General features: G+C 45.8%; 14 protein-coding genes. 12 read left to right on the forward strand and 2 right to left on the reverse strand.

Going from position 1 to position 14,363, the window contains the following annotated elements:
- Positions 1-38: 38 nt before the first annotated feature.
- On the forward strand, positions 39-569 hold the full coding sequence (hutZ, locus tag R7F07_RS19815) for a heme utilization protein HutZ (RefSeq protein WP_017635270.1): 531 nt from the start codon (positions 39-41) through the stop codon (positions 567-569).
- 97 nt (positions 570-666) lie between these two features.
- Positions 667-1,203 (forward strand): ATP:cob(I)alamin adenosyltransferase, encoded by a 537-nt coding sequence (locus tag R7F07_RS19820; protein ID WP_171342498.1) that lies wholly within the window; start codon positions 667-669, stop codon positions 1,201-1,203.
- Positions 1,204-1,283: 80 nt separating this feature from the next.
- Here the strand turns inward: R7F07_RS19820 and R7F07_RS19825 are convergent, their stop codons facing one another.
- Positions 1,284-2,198 carry a chemotaxis protein gene (locus tag R7F07_RS19825; RefSeq protein WP_033906782.1) on the reverse strand — a complete coding sequence of 305 codons (915 nt, stop codon included), beginning with the start codon at positions 2,196-2,198 and terminating at the stop codon, positions 1,284-1,286.
- Positions 2,199-2,413: 215 nt separating this feature from the next.
- Between R7F07_RS19825 and ppiC the strand changes: the two genes are divergently transcribed.
- The 6 genes from ppiC (at position 2,414) to R7F07_RS19855 (ending at position 9,469) form a co-directional block, all read left to right on the forward strand.
- Positions 2,414-2,755: a peptidylprolyl isomerase PpiC gene (gene ppiC / locus R7F07_RS19830; protein ID WP_081008359.1), complete on the forward strand. Its 342-nt coding sequence runs from the start codon at positions 2,414-2,416 to the stop codon at positions 2,753-2,755.
- A 343-nt stretch (positions 2,756-3,098) separates the two neighbouring features.
- Positions 3,099-4,403: an MATE family efflux transporter gene (locus R7F07_RS19835; RefSeq protein ID WP_054577076.1), complete on the forward strand. Its 1,305-nt coding sequence runs from the start codon at positions 3,099-3,101 to the stop codon at positions 4,401-4,403.
- A gap of 172 nt (positions 4,404-4,575) precedes the next feature.
- On the forward strand, positions 4,576-5,337 hold the full coding sequence (locus R7F07_RS19840; protein ID WP_081008274.1) for an ATP-binding cassette domain-containing protein: 762 nt from the start codon (positions 4,576-4,578) through the stop codon (positions 5,335-5,337).
- Positions 5,338-5,357: 20 nt separating this feature from the next.
- Positions 5,358-6,206, forward strand: a complete 849-nt coding sequence (locus tag R7F07_RS19845) for an ABC transporter ATP-binding protein (protein ID WP_009698234.1) — start codon at positions 5,358-5,360, stop codon at positions 6,204-6,206.
- On the forward strand, positions 6,196-7,710 hold the full coding sequence (locus tag R7F07_RS19850; RefSeq protein WP_171342499.1) for an ABC transporter substrate-binding protein: 1,515 nt from the start codon (positions 6,196-6,198) through the stop codon (positions 7,708-7,710). The genes R7F07_RS19845 and R7F07_RS19850 overlap by 11 nt, the downstream gene beginning before the upstream one ends.
- A gap of 4 nt (positions 7,711-7,714) precedes the next feature.
- Positions 7,715-9,469, forward strand: coding sequence for an ABC transporter permease subunit (locus R7F07_RS19855; RefSeq protein ID WP_411976917.1), 1,755 nt, complete (start codon positions 7,715-7,717; stop codon positions 9,467-9,469).
- A 178-nt stretch (positions 9,470-9,647) separates the two neighbouring features.
- On the opposite strand, the gene R7F07_RS19860 is transcribed toward R7F07_RS19855, so the two are convergent.
- On the reverse strand, positions 9,648-10,406 hold the full coding sequence (locus R7F07_RS19860) for a DeoR/GlpR family DNA-binding transcription regulator (protein WP_171342500.1): 759 nt from the start codon (positions 10,404-10,406) through the stop codon (positions 9,648-9,650).
- Positions 10,407-10,680: 274 nt separating this feature from the next.
- Here R7F07_RS19860 and ltnD point away from each other — a divergent pair, with 274 nt between their 5' ends.
- From ltnD to otnI, 4 genes are read left to right on the forward strand one after another with little or no spacing between them, the layout of a single operon-like run.
- Positions 10,681-11,589: an L-threonate dehydrogenase gene (ltnD, locus tag R7F07_RS19865; protein ID WP_005375356.1), complete on the forward strand. Its 909-nt coding sequence runs from the start codon at positions 10,681-10,683 to the stop codon at positions 11,587-11,589.
- A 25-nt stretch (positions 11,590-11,614) separates the two neighbouring features.
- A complete protein-coding gene (gene otnK / locus R7F07_RS19870) occupies positions 11,615-12,871 on the forward strand; it encodes a 3-oxo-tetronate kinase (protein WP_171342593.1) in 1,257 nt (418 codons plus the stop codon).
- 11 nt (positions 12,872-12,882) lie between these two features.
- Positions 12,883-13,530 (forward strand): aldolase, encoded by a 648-nt coding sequence (locus R7F07_RS19875; protein WP_005385078.1) that lies wholly within the window; start codon positions 12,883-12,885, stop codon positions 13,528-13,530.
- Positions 13,530-14,306: a 2-oxo-tetronate isomerase gene (gene otnI, locus R7F07_RS19880; RefSeq protein ID WP_171342502.1), complete on the forward strand. Its 777-nt coding sequence runs from the start codon at positions 13,530-13,532 to the stop codon at positions 14,304-14,306. The genes R7F07_RS19875 and otnI overlap by 1 nt, the downstream gene beginning before the upstream one ends.
- Positions 14,307-14,363 lie beyond the last annotated feature (57 nt).

Genomic DNA, 14,363 nt, shown 5'->3' on the forward strand with positions numbered 1-14,363 from the left:
CTTAACTCGAATACTAATTAGTAAAGTCAGGTATCAATATGGATCAACAAGTTAAACAAGAGCGTTTGCAAGGTCGTTTAGGGCCAGAGATCAAAGAGTTCCGTCAGGAGCGTCGTACACTTCAGCTTGCAACTGTCGATGCAGAAGGTCGCCCGAATGTAAGCTACGCGCCTTATGTCCAAAACCAGGAAGGTTATTTCGTTCTCATTTCTAAAATCGCTCGTCATGCCCGTAACCTTTTAGAAAATCCAAATGTTTCATTGATGATGATCGAAGATGAAGAGTCTTCAAAGCAGCTGTTTGCTCGTAAGCGCTTAACTTTTGATGCGGTAGCAAATGTAGTTGAGCGAGACACAGAGATGTGGCAACAAGTTGTTGAACAAATGAAAGAGCGTTTTGGTGAGATTATTGATGGTCTAAGCCAGCTAGAGGATTTCGTTTTGTTTAACTTAAAGCCAGAATCGGGGCTATTTGTTAAAGGTTTTGGTCAGGCGTATCAAGTGTCTGGTGATGATTTAGTAGATTTTGTTCACCTTCAAGAAGGTCACAAGAAAGTCGAAAGTGCCTGATTGTAAACCGATCATATGAATGTCGATCATTTGGCATAATGAACGTTTAAAGGGAGTTAGGTTATACTGACTCCCTTTTTTATATTGGAACAAAAGCATGAAACCTGTAAGCAAGGAATTGAGCGAGATTTGCTATCCGTTTATTTACGAGGACAGTCCGGTTTGTGACTTTGAAATTACAGCAGATGAACTTTGTAGTCGTATTGGCCTTGTTCTCGCTATGGAGTTGGACGAGTTTAGCCGCGATATACTGACAAGAATGCAGCCTAATGTTTATCATCTAAATGGTTCGGTTCGCGGAAAATTAGCGATTACAGAGACGGAAGTTGAAGAGTTAAAGGCTGATTATGCTTTGCTCAAGCAACGTATTGATGGCGGCTTCAAAGGCTTTGTTCTACCCGGAGGGCTCCCGGCAGCCAGTCAATTGCATTTGTGCCGTTGCCAAGCTAAAAAAACGGTACGAGCATTAGTTGCCGTTGAACATACAGGTAAGAAGCAGCCCGCACCTATTTTGTTTCGTTACGCGAACTTATTAGCGAATGTACTTTACAGCCTAGCTTCTTATATTAATCATGCTCACCAAGTCAAAGAGACGGAATTCGTTTCTCGTAGTTACGCGATGCCAAAGAAGTGAGCTGAGAAATTAGCGGATGTGAGCATCAGGGATAGGACAAGTACTGCATTATATTCTCAAATCAACTCGTCCAATAAGAGTTAAGAAGTCATAGCTTTGGCTTCTAGCTCTTTTGCTCCGCGAAGCATCGCTTCGATTAGTTCTCCTGCATTGAATTTCTCAAGTGCCTCATGCGCGCCAACTTGGTGAGCTCTGTCTACACAGATTTCGCTCGATAACGATGTATGTAAAATGCGGTATGAATGGTTCAGAGAGGAATTATTCTGAACTTCAAATGCTAATTCATAACCGTCTAATCCGGGCATTTCAATATCGCTGACCAGAATATCAATTGGGCGATGAGCCGCAGCGTCACTTTTCATCAGTTCCAATGCATCTAAACCATTTTTACAGATTTGATACCCAATATTGATGCTATCGAGTGCGTCACACAGCTGTTTACGAGCGATGGAAGAGTCATCCACCAATAGAATACTGAGTGCTTTTAGGCGTTCTCGCTCAATATCTGTCAGCATTGGGATCTTTGAATTCTCGTACTGCGGATAAATTTTGGAAAGTAGCAGTTCCACATCCAGCATTTGAACAGTTTTGTCCTCGTAGCGAGTAATTCCAGTCACGAAAATATTTTTTCCAGCGCTCGGAGGTGGCGTTTCAATAGCTTTCCAATCGCACTCAATGATCTTCTCTATACTACGAACCATAAAAGCAACCACGGTTCGCAAGCAATCTGTCACGATCAAGTAGCAGCTTTTATATTCTTCTTCACTTATAGGACGAAAGCCAACAGCCGCTGACATATCGATCACTGGTACTGTTAAGTTACGTATCGTAACGGTTCCAATGACGTGATGATGCGAGTAAGGGATCTTTGTCGTTGGCATGTACGGGACGATTTCACGGACTTTTAGCGTACCGATAGCGAAACTCTGTTGCAGGGTGAGCTTAAACATCAACATGCCCTGAGATTGATTCGCTTTGCTAATGACTTTTGCCATGAAAATAACCTTATAAACACCACCGAATTGTGTCTAATCTAATCTTATCAGACGAAGGCTTCAACCACCGGAGAGACAAATGTGAGCTTTTTAGACAATCTTTTAGAGACATAGTGATTAACTGAGCAAAACTTGTTTGTATTTTAAACTCATTATGTAGACGATTTTATATTCCTCGTGTATTGGGGCCTTTACCGCTGAGCTATTATTAAGAAATGTTTGGTCTGTTAAAAAGGATTGGGTACACTTGCGCGACCAGAATAGTGAGAGATAGATCAATGGCAAATACAGCAGCCGCATTACATATTCTTGTGAAGCAAAAAGAGCAAGCGGAAGACATAATCAAGCAACTGAAAAAAGGCGCAAAGTTTCAGACATTAGCGAAGAAGTATTCAACTTGCCCGTCAGGCAAACGCGGTGGTGACCTTGGTGAATTCCGCCGTGGTCAAATGGTACCTCAATTCGACAAAGTGTGCTTTTCTGGCGAAGTGTTAACGCCGCATTTAGTTAAAACCAAGTTCGGTTGGCATGTTGTAAAGGTGCTTTACAGAACATAAGGCTTGGTATCTACCTAAACATTGTCAGATGAAACCCACAAGCATTGAATATCATCTGTACGGTCTCTTTTCACCAATCACTACCGTCATGACATGGCAGATACATTCTGATCTGCCATGCTCAACCAAACGCTAATCTTTCCAAACTAGAAACTCATTTATATGCAGTTAACTTGGCTTTTCTCATAAGTCGTTATCCTATTTCAAGCTTTGGTATGAGAATACGTTTGCTGGTTGTATCAATTATCAATGCTATTCCTTGCTGGCGAACTTTGGTTCATGTTCGGGCGCCATTCGCATATGATAGCGACCTTATTAAAATTAATCCTGTTCATAATTTAAGATGTCCCTGACTCATAAAGACTATTTTAAAATCGCATTTCCTTTCATCGTTTCTATTGTTACCCAACCATTATTGGGGGCGGTGGACACCGCGGTGATCGGTAAACTCGGTGTGGCTGAGATGATTGGTGGTGTAGCGATAGGCACCGTCATCATGAATACCTTGTATTGGCTGTTTGGCTTTTTCCGCGTCAGTACTACTGGGCAAAGTGCAATCGCATTAGGTAAAAATAGCCCGGAAGATCAAGCGAGCAGCTTATTCCGTCCTTTCGTGCTTTCGCTCTGCCTTGGCTTGATTTTCATTGCGTTGCAGTCCGTGATTTGGATGGGGGCAGAGCTGATTATCTCCCCTGATGCAGTCGTGGCAGAAAACGCTAAGACTTACTTCGATATCATGATCTTTGGTGCGCCGTTTGTACTGCTGAACTACACCGTGATTGGTTGGTTGATGGGGCAAGCGAAAGCTAAAGCAACCTTGTTCACGCAAGTGTTTGGTAACGTTCTGAACATCGTGCTGGATATCGTCTTTGTGTTGTACTTTGATATGGGCATTGCTGGTGTTGCGGTGGCGACACTTATCGCGCAAATCTCGACGTTTGTTATTGGTGCGGTGCTGGTGTTGAAAACCTGTCGCTTCCCGCTGTTTGATCACATTCAGACCGCAAAAATGACGCGTAAAGATCTCAAAGTCATTGCGTCTTCCAATATGGATCTGCTGCTTCGTACTGTGTGTCTATTGGTGTTCTTCAACATGATGGCGCGTGTAGGCTCTCAGCTTGGTTCTGATGTGCTTGCTGCGAACGCAATCTTGATGCAAGTGACCTTTATCGTCAGCTACATGTTCGACGGTGTGGCGAATGCGTCGAGCGTCTTTGCCGGTAAAGCGGTAGGGCAGAAGAATCCGACATTGCTTGATAACGTGATTAAGCTAAACACGCAATGGACCGCGGCGTTTGTTGTTGTCTTGACCTTGCTGTTAGTGCTGTTCAAACACCAAGTGGTGATGTTGTTTACCACCTTGCCAAACCTTGTTGAACTGTATCTAGACATGAGCCCTTGGTTATTGGCATTCCCGTTGGTTGCTGGTTTTGGTCTTACGTTTTACGGCATCTTTACCGGTACAGGGACGACGCGACCAGTGCGTAACTCTACCTTTCTAACCATGGTGTTGTTCTTAGTGACTCAATTTATTGCGGTGCAATATTGGGGCAACCACGGTTTATGGCTGGCATTCACTCTGTTCTACGTTGGGCGCTTTGTCTTCTTGTTCCCATACCTCGAACAAGTCAAACAAAAGTGTCAGTAATTCACACTGTCACAAACGACCTAATTTAGATGTTCTTATAACAAGGGTGGAGCCATCTGCCCTTGTTGATAAATCTGAAAAAGGTGATGAAATAACCCCTCCGACTGGTTTCCTTGCTTTAACCCGCATGATATTATTTGTGATGTTATATTATTACATTTAGTTTGATGCCGTGATTTCTCAACCAGTACTCTCCGTTAATAATCTCAGCCTTACAGACTCAGAACGCACACTCTTCAAAGACATTTCTTTTGAGCTGTTTCAAGGTGAAGCTCTTGCCATTATGGGACCTTCCGGCATTGGTAAATCCATGTTGTCGAAAGCCGTCGCAGGTTTTTTGCCGTCAGATATTTGGGTAGACGGAAGTATCCAGCTTAACAGCAGTGAAGTCGCACAAACTGCCATGCTGCAACGGAGTCAATCACAGCGTCCCGCGGTCATTTTCCAAGATGCACTTAAAGCGCTGAATCCATTGGCGTCTGTCGAACAACAACTGTGTTTGGCATTGACGGGCAACAAAACACGCTTGTCTTCAGCAAACCGAGAAACGGTGACGACCTTGTTGTCTCAACTCGGATTTGCGGATCCAAAAGCAGCATTAGCGCAGCATCCAAGTCAGCTATCTGGTGGTCAACGTCAGCGTATTTGTATTGCCATTGCATTGCTTGGTAGTGCCAACTTGATCATCGCTGATGAGCCCACCAGTGCGCTCGATCCAATCACCGAAGCGGAGATCCTTGAGTTGTTCCGCTGCAGTGTTCAGCAACGCAGCATCAGTGGTTTGTTGATCACGCACGATCTGTCTGCGGCTTTGGCGTGTGACAAAGTCTTGGTGATTGCGGACAACACCATGGTGGCTTATGGCGCACCGTGGCAAGCCATTCAGCAAAGTTCGCATCCTTTCTGCCAACAACTTGCGCAACTGCTGCCTTAACCTCATCTCTGGAGCCTATTTTGACTAAGCACAACTTGAGCGGGCACACACAGCCTAAATCGGCGGAAGTTCGCTTTGAGCAAGCCAGTGTTCACTATTACTCCAAACCAAGTTGGTTAGGGGGCAAACCGTTCAAAGCGCTCGAACAATTGGATCTTGCTATCGACACAAAGAACATTGCGATTGTTGGTCCTTCTGGTGCGGGTAAATCGACCTTGATTGAGCTTCTGTTCGGTCTTCGTAAGCCCACATCTGGTGAAGTGTATGTGTGTGGTTATCCGTTATCGCGTAGCTCGGCTAAGCAGCGTCAAGAGTTGTGTCAGCACATTCAATTGATTCCGCAAGAGCCGCAATCGAGCTTGAATCCTTATTACACCGTTCGCCAGATCTTACTGGAGCCGCTAAGCAACATTGGTTTGACGCAAGAGCTCAATGAGAAGGTGGAAAAGGTCTTGGCGGATGTCGGTTTGGACCTCACATTGCTGGATCGCAACCCGCAGCAATTATCAGTTGGGCAAGCGCAACGTGTGGCTATCGCCAGAGCTTTGATTGTCGAACCTTGCGTGTTGGTTGCCGATGAGCCAACCAGCAGCCTAGACCCCGTCAGTCGTAAACAGATTCTTGACCTGTTGGCAGGTATTCAAAAGAGTCGTCAGATGCGTCTGATTTTGGTGACACATGACCTCGATGCGGCACAAACCCTATGCGATGAAATCCTAGTGTTAGACAAAGGACGTGTTGTCGAGCACGGCACAGCACAAAACGTGACAAATAACCCATCGCACTTGATCACTAGAGCCTTGATGAGCGCTCAACACAAAAGTAATGAATTCACAAAAACCATTGGAGAGGTTTCTTATGCACCTTAGTACTCCCAAGTTAGCTTTGTCGCTGGCTTTAAGCGCACTGCTGACAGGTTGTTTTGACTCTGGCGAAAGCAAGCCAGAAGCGGAAAAAGCAGCTGCACCGCAAGCAACGGAAATTCGCGTTGCCATGATGCAACCACCACGCACAGGTTTGTCGCCACTTTCAGATGACGCGTTCAAACTGTCACGTTGGAGCACAGCAGAAACGCTAGTGAACCTAAACGATCAGTCGGTAGCAGAACCTATGCTGGCAACAGAGTGGGAACAAGTTGACCCGATGACGTGGCAGTTTACGGTACGTAAGGACGTGAAATTCCACGATGGTTCTGATCTTGATGCCAATGCGGTTGTGAACTCTCTACAAAAAGCATTAGATGCTGCACCAAAACCACGCATTTTGGATGGTATCGAATGGCAAGTTAGCGCACTGGACGACTTCACTGTTGAAATCAAAACGACCTTTAACGATCCATTGTTGCCAAGCCGTCTATCTAGCCCACAGCTAGCGATCCTTTCTGGTGCTGCATATCAAGAAAACGGTCGCGTTGTGCCAATTAATGCGGGTACCGGTCCATTCGTTCTGACAGAAATCAACGGTACAACCAGCGCTAAATTGAAGCGTTTTGACGGTTACTGGGGCGAAAAAGCAAAAGTAGACAGTATCTTTGCTGAATACGTACCAAACGGTTTTGCTCGTGCTGCGGCACTACGTACCGGTGAGGCGGATGTCGTTGAAGCGGTTCCTGTATCGCAAATCGCGATGATGGAATCTTCACAGCTGCACGAAGTGGCAATGCCGCGTACCAACACGCTTTACCTAAACAACAAATCAGATGTGTTTAGCCAGTTCGGTTTGCGTAAAGCAGCGGCTCAAGCGGTTAACCGCGAGCAAATCATCAAAACGGTTTACGAGAACCACGCCGATTCAGCAAAAGGTCTGTTAGGTCCTGCATTGGCATGGGCTCAACCAATTCGTGATGCGAACCCTCGTATGGAAACCATGGAAATGCGCCACGCGAACGGTGAGAAGATCACCATCGGTACATTTACCGACCGTGCTGAGTTGCCAGAAGTAGCGGTGCTGCTAAAGCAACAACTTGAAGCGGCTGGCTTTGTGGTTGAGCTAGACGTTCGTGAATACGCACAAATCGAAAACGATGCTCTAGCAGGTAAGTTCGATGCGTTCTTGTTGTCACGTGCAACGGTGCTGGATTCTGGTGACCCAGTGGCGTACATGCAAAGTGACTTTAGCTGTAAAGGTTCTTACAACCTAGGTCAGTTCTGCTCTGAAGAAGTGGATGCAGCATTGAAACACGCTGATCGTCAGCCGTTGGGTGAGAAACGCCAACAAGCGATCATCGAAGCAGAAAGCAAAATCCTTGAACAATACGCTGTGATTCCACTGCTTCACGAGCGTGTAATCCAAGGTGAGAGTGATCGCGTGAAGAATGCACAACGTGACCCACGTGAGCGTCGCCTGATCGACCAGTTTACTGAGGTGAACTAACTCGATGTCGTCTGTTGCCAACATGCGTTCTCGTTGGAGCGCTTGTATGCCTGAATGGTTTACGCGTTTTTTGTCGCGCTTCCTGTCACTCGGGGTAGTGGTTGTGCTGGTGGGTTTGATGCCGGATATTGCCGGTATCGACCCAAGCCAATCAATCCTCCGTGCCCGTGCGGGTGCTCAACAATTGCTGACGGCAGAAGCTCTGCAAGCCATTCGAGAAGATCTTCAACTTGACCGCAGCGCTGCTGAGCGACTGTGGGATTGGTTGACGCTTGCCATGCAAGGTGACTTAGGTGTCTCTTGGGTGAGCGGGGCGTCCGTCATGGAGAGCGTTCAACAAACCGCAAAAACGTCACTATTACTGATGCTTACAGCGTTAGGTATAGCATTTGTAATGTGCATGGCGAGCGTGCTTTACACCGTGCGTCGTTGGCAACAGAATCGTTTAGACAAGCATCACGACACGCTCAGTTCGGTGTTGGTCTCATTGCCGGAATACGTGATTGCTTCATTGCTGATCATGGTATTTTCCATTTGGTTGGGTTGGTTCCCACCTTATGGTTGGCAAGGCGTGCAAAACCTCTGGCTACCAAGTTTGGCAATGGCATTGCCTGCTGCTGGTTTGTTCGGGCGCTTGCTCAATGACAGCCTCAAGCGAGTATTAGATGAGCCTTGGGTGATCACTTGGCTATCGGCGAACGTCAGTAAGTTTCAAATCTTACGCTTTGCCTTATGGCGTGCCGTTAGTAACTTGATTCCTCAAATCGCAATGACGGTGATTGGTTTAACCGGCGGCGCGGTTGCTGTGGAACAAGTGTTTTCCATTCCGGGTATCGGACGACTAATCTTAGGCGCAGCGAAGTCACAAGATCTGCCAATGCTGCAAGGTGGCTTGTTGGTGTTGCTGGTGTTCTCGATGTTGATCAGCAGTGCGAGCATCTTATTGCAACGTTGGTTACTCGGGCACAGTGTCACAAGTGGCAAGCTGATCAGCAGTCACAGTACGTTCCGTTTTACCCAAAGCACCACCAAACGTATCGTCAGTGCCACAATCTTTGCCTTGCTGATTGGTTGTGCTGGATGGGCGTTAATGCGCGATCCTTACACCATCCAATTTACCCGCCTTGAATCGCCAAGCTTAGCAGCACCGTTTGGTGCCGATGCGGTTGGACGAGATCTGCTTGCTCGTGTTGGCGGCGGTATGATGTCGACAATCAAAATGGGCATCATCGCAACGTTCCTCAGTTTGGTGATTGGTTTGCTGCTCGGCTTCGTGACTCGTTATAGCCAAGGCTTAATTGAGATCACCAAAGGTGTGCCATACATTGTGGCGGGTCTGCTGATTGCGGGTCTAACGGGGATGAACCCAAACAGTGCCTTGATTGCGATTGTTATGGTGTCATGGGCACCATTAGCGGCGCACTGTGCGAGCTTGTTGATGGAAGCCAAAGCGCAGCCATATACGCATCTTGCGCCCATTTGGGGAACCAGTCAGTGGCGAGTACTCCGTTACTACTTGTTGCCTTATGTGCTGCCGCCATTGATTCGTCATGCGTTTCTGCGTTTGCCTTACATTACGCTTAGCCTGACGTCTCTGAGTTTTATCGGACTTGGCGTTAAGCCGCCCGAACCTGAGTGGGGCTTATTGATTGCGGAAAACTTGCCTTACATAGAGCGCTCACCATTGGGTGTCTTGCTGCCAATCTTAGGCTTAGTTTTGATGGCAATTGCGGTGAATTTGATTTTTGATGACAAGTGACGAGCAGCGATAAAGCGAAGTGAGCTTCCATATCCCAGATGTAATCAGTAATTTGGTAATTTAGAAAACAAAAGGATGTGTTTTCTGCCAGAAAGTACACAGCACGGTCTACGTATATTGGAAGCACCTATAAATTAACGAGTATAAAAGTTACGCGAACTCAGATGTTTAGGTAGTATTACTCTTTATACACACGTAATCCTTTATCCGTTAATTCTTGAGTGACCACTTCGGATAGGTTTCGATCGGTAATAATTCCGTCCAATTGCTCGATGTCTAATGCATGAAAGCTCGCTATCTGACCGTATTTAGTTGAGTCTGAGATCAGATAATTGGTTTGTGCCGCATTGATGATTGCTTTTTTAACGAGAACTTTATTTTCATTAGGTGTTGATAAGCCTTTCAAGCTCCAAGATGAAGTCGAAATAAAGGCGATATCAATATTTAGCCCATTCAAGAACTCTGCGACTTTTCCACCAATGGTGGATTGGTTCTCGCGGTCAATTTTTCCCCCTGTGTGGTAAAGCTCACATTCACTGTGCGTCATAAGGAAAGCAGCAATAGAGAAGTCATTGGTGATCACTAAAAGATCATTACGATTTGCTATTTGATGGGCGATTTCTAGAGAGGTTGTTCCCGCATCCAAGTAAATCGTAGCGTCTTGACCAATTAACGTAGCCGCCAGCTTACCAATTTGAATCTTTTCATCCGCTTGTTGCTCGACCTTCGCATCATGGGAAAGTTCGGAATGTAGAGCTTGAGCGAGTTGCACTCCACCAGAAACAGAAACGACTTTACCTGAGGATTCAAGCTTCACGATATCACGACGAATGGTCATATGTGATACGCCAAGGTGGTCGGTTAAATCTGAAATGCTTAACACTTCTTGATGTGATAACAGGGATAATATGGTTCTTTGACGTTCTGCTGGGATCATAGTTTCACTTCTATATTCTTGTTTTTCAGTATCCTACCAATCTTTTCATTTGTTGTGAATATCTGTGAATTATGTTCTCAACGTTGTAAGAACAGCCTTCGCTTGTGTTAACTGCTCGGAATATCTCTGCCCATAAAGAGGTATATATCACGACATTGTTAATTTGTGTGAAAAAATGTGATTCGAAGCGAGGTCTTAATATTAATCTTCACATATAATCACATCAACCAAACAAGAATTAACAAAGTTTAATAGACCAGAAGGCATTGTTTTTATGAGTGAAGTTCAATCTGTAGGTGTTATCGGTTTAGGCTCTATGGGAATGGGCGCCGCAAAGTCATGTGTGCGTGCAGGCCTAGATGTCTATGGTTTCGATTTAAATTCTCAAGCGCTTGAAGAGTTAGGTTCATTCGGTGCAAAAGCTGTTTCTACAAATGCAGTTGAGTTTGCAGATAAGCTTGATTCGGTTCTAGTTCTTGTTGTGAACGCAGCTCAAGTTAACACGGTCTTGTTCAAAACCGGTCTTGCTACAGCGCTTAAGCCGAATACGCCAGTAATGGTTTCAGCAACCATCTCAGCAGAAGACGCAAAACAAATTGAAGCGAAATTGGCAGAACACAATCTTGTGATGCTTGATGCACCGGTATCTGGTGGTGCTGCAAAAGCAGAATTAGGTGAGATGACTATTATGGCGTCGGGAGCGCAAAGCACATTTGATGCACTTGAACCAGTACTCAACGCAACGGCAGCTAAAGTCTACAACATCGGTGAAGCGATTGGCCTAGGCGCAACTGTGAAGATTATCCACCAATTGCTAGCAGGTGTTCATATCGCAGCTGGTGCTGAAGCAATGGCATTAGCGGCACGTGCAAACATTCCTCTTGACCTGATGTACGACGTGGTGACGAATGCAGCGGGTAACTCTTGGATGTTTGAGAACCGCATGAAGCATGTAGTTGATGGTGACTACTCCCCTAAATCTATGGTCGACATCTTTGTGAAAGATTTAAACCTCGTATCGGACACAGCAAAAGATCTCAAATTTCCACTTCCTCTATCAAGCACAGCACTAAACATGTTTTTGAGTGCAAGCAATGCTGGTTTTGGGCAGGAGGACGACAGTGCCGTTATCAAGATTTTTGATGGTATTGAGCTTCCAGGTGTAGAAAACAAACAGAAATAAGCGCACGTAAAACGGAGAAAAAATGATGTTATTAGGCGTTATCGCAGACGACTTTACTGGCGCAACAGACATCGCAGGTTTTCTTGTAGAAAACGGCATGCGCACAGTTCAGCTTAACGGTATTCCAAAAGAAGAGATTGATGTAAACGCAGATGCGGTCGTGATCAGTCTTAAATCTCGCTCTTGTCCTGTAGATGAGGCAATCGAGGATTCAGTAGCAGCGCTTAAGTGGCTGCAAGCAAATGGCTGTCAGCAGTTTTACTTCAAGTACTGCTCAACGTTTGACAGCACAGCAGAAGGTAACATTGGTCCTGTAACGGATGCACTGCTTGCAGAGCTAGGTGAAGCGTTCACCATTGTATGCCCATCATTACCAGTGAATGGTCGCACAGTTTTCAACGGCCATCTATTTGTATTCCAAGACTTGCTAAGCGACTCAGGTATGCGTAATCACCCTGTGACACCAATGACTGATTCAAGCCTAGTTCGTATGATGGATGCTCAATCTCAAGGCAAATCTGGCCTGGTGAACTTCCAAATAATTGAACAAGGTCCAAAAGCGGTAATTGAGCGCTTTGAAGAGCTAAAAGTACAAGGCAACCGCTACGCAGTGGTTGATGCATTCAATGCAGAGCATCTCGTCACACTTGGCCAAGCAGCGAAGTCTCTAAAACTGGTAACTGGTGGTTCTGGTTTGGCTGCGGGTATTGCTAAGAACTGGATAGAGAACCTTGAAGATCAAAGTGATGCGAAGCAAGAGGGGAACCCTAAAAAGGCACCAACCGTTGTGTTATCTGGATCTTGTTCTGTCATGACCAACCAACAGGTCGCTGTTTACAAAGAAAAAGCGCCACACTTTGCTATTGATGTGAAGGCGTGTCTGACGGAAGAAGACTACTCAAATCAAGTGTTTGATTGGGTCATGACCAACATCGAAAGCGAGTTCGCACCACTGGTTTACGCAACCGCAGATGCAGCGGCGTTAAAAGCGATTCAACAAGAGTTTGGCGCGCATGCTTCAAGTCACGCGGTTGAACAATTCTTTAGCCAACTTGCAATCAAACTTCAGCAGCACGGTGTGAAAAATTTCATCGTTGCGGGTGGGGAAACCTCAGGGGTTGTAACCCAAAGCCTAGCCGTAAAAGGTTTTCATATCGGTCCTCAAATCGCACCAGGTGTACCTTGGGTGAAGTCACTTGAAGGCGAGCTTTCTTTGGCTCTGAAATCGGGCAACTTCGGCGATGAGCACTTCTTTGCCAAAGCACAGTCGTTTTTTGAATAGGTGAGGTTGTGATGAATAAAGAATTGATGACAGAACAACAACTGCGAGAGCAAATGGTCACTATGGCGCGCTCTATGTTTGAACGTGGCTATGCGACTGGCGGCGCTGGCAACCTTTCTCTAAAACTGCCTAATGGACACTTTCTGGCAACGCCAACTGGTTCTTCGTTCGGCCGCTTGATTGCTGAAGAGCTTTCGGTTGTGGATATTGATGGCAACCATATCTCTGGTGAAAAGCCATCAAAAGAAGTGGCTTTTCATCTGGCGATTTATCGAAATAACTCAAAGTGTAATGCGATTGTGCATCTGCATTCTACTTACTTGACGGCGCTTTCTTGTCTTGAAGGTCTAGATCGCGAGAATGCCATCAAAGCTTTTACACCTTACTTTGTAATGCGCATTGGCGAACTGCCAGTGATTCCGTACCTGCGCCCGGGCGACCCTCAGATTGCTGAAGAACTTGCGCAGCGGGCTAGTGACTACCGAGCTTTCCTCCTGGCGAACCATGGTCCAGTGATCACGGGTACGGACTTTGAAGATGCAGTGGATAACGCAGAAGAGCTAGAAGAGACAGCGAAGCTAGCGTTCATTCTTAAAGACAGCAACATCCGCTACTTAACGGATACTGAGATTCAAGACCTAAAAGGGAGAGGTAAGTAATGGCTAAATTCGCGGCAAATCTGACAATGTTATTCACAGAAGTTCCTTTTCTAGATCGTTTCGAAAAAGCACACCAAGCGGGCTTCAAAGCGGTGGAATACCTTTTCCCATACGCATTCGAAGCGCAAGAACTAGCAAGCAAGATACAGCAGTTTGGTTTTGAGCAAGCGTTATTCAACATGCCTCCAGGTGATTGGGATGCAGGTGAACGAGGTTTTGCAGCTATTCCGGGGCGTGAGGATGAATTTAAAACGAGCGTCGAGACTGCGCTGATGTACGCCAAGGCACTGAACTGTAAAAAGGTTCACGCTATGTCTGGCATTGTTGATTCACGCTTCACTCGTGATCAGCATATTGAAACCTTTATCTCAAACATTCGTTATGCAGCGGATAAGTTTGCCGAACATGGTGTTGAGCTGATGATTGAGCCACTCAACAATCGCGATGTACTGAACTACTTTGTTGCACATCAACGTGAAGCGGTGGAACTCATCAAACAAGTGGCTCGTCCAAACGTGAAATTGCAGCTCGATCTCTATCACGCACAAATTATGGACGGTGATCTGAGTACGTTGATTCGCGATGTGGCGCCATACACAGGCCATATTCAAATTGCTTCTGTGCCTGAAAGGCACGAACCATCGGAAGGCGAACTGAATTACCCACACCTATTCAATGTTTTGGATGACTCTGGTTACCAAGGCTGGATCGGTTGTGAATACAACCCAAGGCATAGCACGCAGCTGGGCCTTAGTTGGGTTAAACCATACCTATAACAATTTTAATTTCTATCCATAAATAACTTGAAACCAATTACAAAAACAAAGGGTCGT

It is taken from the genome of Vibrio sp. YT-16 (genome assembly GCF_033337405.1).
Taxonomy (GTDB): Bacteria; Pseudomonadota; Gammaproteobacteria; order Enterobacterales; family Vibrionaceae; genus Vibrio; species Vibrio alginolyticus.

Bases quoted from the DNA above. Each gene is read 5' to 3' on its own strand.
- hutZ (WP_017635270.1), top strand. From the start codon at position 39: ATGGATCAACAAGTTAAACAAGAGCGTTTGCAAGGTCGTTTAGGGCCA.
- R7F07_RS19820 (WP_171342498.1), top strand. From the start codon at position 667: ATGAAACCTGTAAGCAAGGAATTGAGCGAGATTTGCTATCCGTTTATT.
- R7F07_RS19825 (WP_033906782.1), bottom strand. From the start codon at position 2,198: ATGGCAAAAGTCATTAGCAAAGCGAATCAATCTCAGGGCATGTTGATG.
- ppiC (WP_081008359.1), top strand. From the start codon at position 2,414: ATGTTTGGTCTGTTAAAAAGGATTGGGTACACTTGCGCGACCAGAATA.
- R7F07_RS19835 (WP_054577076.1), top strand. From the start codon at position 3,099: ATGTCCCTGACTCATAAAGACTATTTTAAAATCGCATTTCCTTTCATC.
- R7F07_RS19850 (WP_171342499.1), top strand. From the start codon at position 6,196: ATGCACCTTAGTACTCCCAAGTTAGCTTTGTCGCTGGCTTTAAGCGCA.
- R7F07_RS19855 (WP_411976917.1), top strand. From the start codon at position 7,715: ATGTCGTCTGTTGCCAACATGCGTTCTCGTTGGAGCGCTTGTATGCCT.
- R7F07_RS19860 (WP_171342500.1), bottom strand. From the start codon at position 10,406: ATGATCCCAGCAGAACGTCAAAGAACCATATTATCCCTGTTATCACAT.
- ltnD (WP_005375356.1), top strand. From the start codon at position 10,681: ATGAGTGAAGTTCAATCTGTAGGTGTTATCGGTTTAGGCTCTATGGGA.
- otnK (WP_171342593.1), top strand. From the start codon at position 11,615: ATGTTATTAGGCGTTATCGCAGACGACTTTACTGGCGCAACAGACATC.
- R7F07_RS19875 (WP_005385078.1), top strand. From the start codon at position 12,883: ATGAATAAAGAATTGATGACAGAACAACAACTGCGAGAGCAAATGGTC.
- otnI (WP_171342502.1), top strand. From the start codon at position 13,530: ATGGCTAAATTCGCGGCAAATCTGACAATGTTATTCACAGAAGTTCCT.